This window comes from Kineococcus glutinatus, from assembly GCF_039542765.1.
In the GTDB taxonomy this organism is placed as follows: domain Bacteria; phylum Actinomycetota; class Actinomycetes; order Actinomycetales; family Kineococcaceae; genus Kineococcus_A; species Kineococcus_A glutinatus.
Window position 1 is genome coordinate 1 of the sequence record NZ_BAABIL010000681.1, and the last position, 1,520, is coordinate 1,520.

The window sequence follows — 1,520 nt, forward strand, 5'->3', positions numbered from 1 at the left end:
GCACCGTGCCCGCCAGCAGCAGCCCCAGCGCGGTGAAGGCGCACGTGCCCAGCGCCAGGGGCGCCAGCGCCAGCACCAGCCCGCCCGCCTGCGGCCGCCAGCCGAGCCCTGCGGCCACGGCGGCCAGCACCAGCACCTGCAGGGCCAGCAGCAGGACCACGGCCCCGCACTTGCCCGCCAGCAGCCCGCCGCGACCCAGCGGGGTGGTGGCCAGCAGCCGCAGCACCCCGTTGCGCCGGTCGAAGCCGGTGGCGATGGCCTGGCCGGTGAAGGCGGTGGACACCACGGCCAGCGCCAGCACCCCGGCCAGGGCCAGGGCGGGGCGCTCACCCCCACCCAGGTCCAGCAGGCGGGTGCGCACGGTGGCGACGAGCACGACGACGGGGATGACGAGGGTGAGCAGCAACTGCTCGCCGTTGCGCAGCGCGGTGCGCGCCTCCAGGGCGCTCTGGCGCTGCACGCGCCGCCACCACGGCGCCGCGCCGCCGCGCGGACGCAGGTCCAGGCGGTCACCGGCGGGTGCGGGGCCGCCGTGCGCGGGGGCGCTGGTGCTCGCGCTCACCGCAGGCTCCGTCCGGTCAGGTCGAGGAAGACGTCCTCCAGCGTACGTCGGGCGGCGCCCAGGCCCTCCGGCAGCACGTCCTGGCCGGCGCACCAGGCCGCCACGGTCGCCGCCACCTGGGGGCCGGCGGCCACCCCGGAGACGAGGTAGCGGCCCGCGGTGGTCTCGCTGACGTCGGTGCCCGGCGGCAGCGCGGCCCGCAGGGAGTCCAGCGGCAGCGCCGGGCGGGCGGTGAAGGCGAGCGTGGAGTCGGTGCGGGTGAGCTCGGCGGGGCTGCCGGAGGCGACGACGCGGCCGCCGTCGACGACGACGACGAGGTCGGCCAGGCGCTCGGCCTCCTCCATCAGGTGGGTGGTGAGCACCACGCAGGCCCCGGCGGCCCGGACCCGCGCCACCACGTCCCACATCGCCAGGCGTGCCTGGGGGTCCAGCCCGGCGCTGGGCTCGTCGAGGAAGACGACCTCCGGGCGCCCCACGAGGGCGCAGGCCACCGCCAGGCGCTGTCGCTGGCCACCGGAGAGGCGGCGCACCCGGGTGCGGGCGAAGGAGGCCAGGCCCAGGACCTCGACGAGGTCGGCCACGGGCACGGGGTCGGAGTGCAGGCCGGCGATGTGGCGCAGCACCTCCAGCGCGCCGGCACCGGTGGGCAGGCCGCCGTCCTGCAGGGTGACGCCGATGCGCGGGCGCAGGGCGGCGCCGTCGGCGACGGGGTCCAGGCCGAGCACCCGCACCCGCCCGCCGTCGGGGCGGCGCAGCCCCTCGCAGCAGGCGATGGTGGTGGTCTTGCCCGCGCCGTTGGGACCGAGGACCGCGGTCACCGCGCCGGCGGCGGCGGTGAAGCTGAGGCCCGCCACGACCTGCCGGCCGCCGTAGCGCTTGACGAGCCCGTCCACCTCGACGGCCGCGCCCGGTCGCCTCGCGGGCGCCGCGGCGGCGCCCTTCCCCGTTCGCACCGCAG

Annotated in this window: 2 protein-coding genes; both read right to left on the reverse strand. The window is 78.9% G+C overall.

The genetic code is table 11. The features are described from left to right. The coding region (locus tag ABEB16_RS20065; protein ID WP_345713964.1) for an ABC transporter permease at positions 1–562 on the reverse strand (562 nt) is incomplete at its 3' end. Next, a complete protein-coding gene (locus ABEB16_RS20070; RefSeq protein WP_345713965.1) occupies positions 559–1,515 on the reverse strand; it encodes an ABC transporter ATP-binding protein in 957 nt (318 codons plus the stop codon). The genes ABEB16_RS20070 and ABEB16_RS20065, both read right to left, overlap by 4 nt. Between the last annotated feature and the right edge of the window lie 5 nt (positions 1,516–1,520).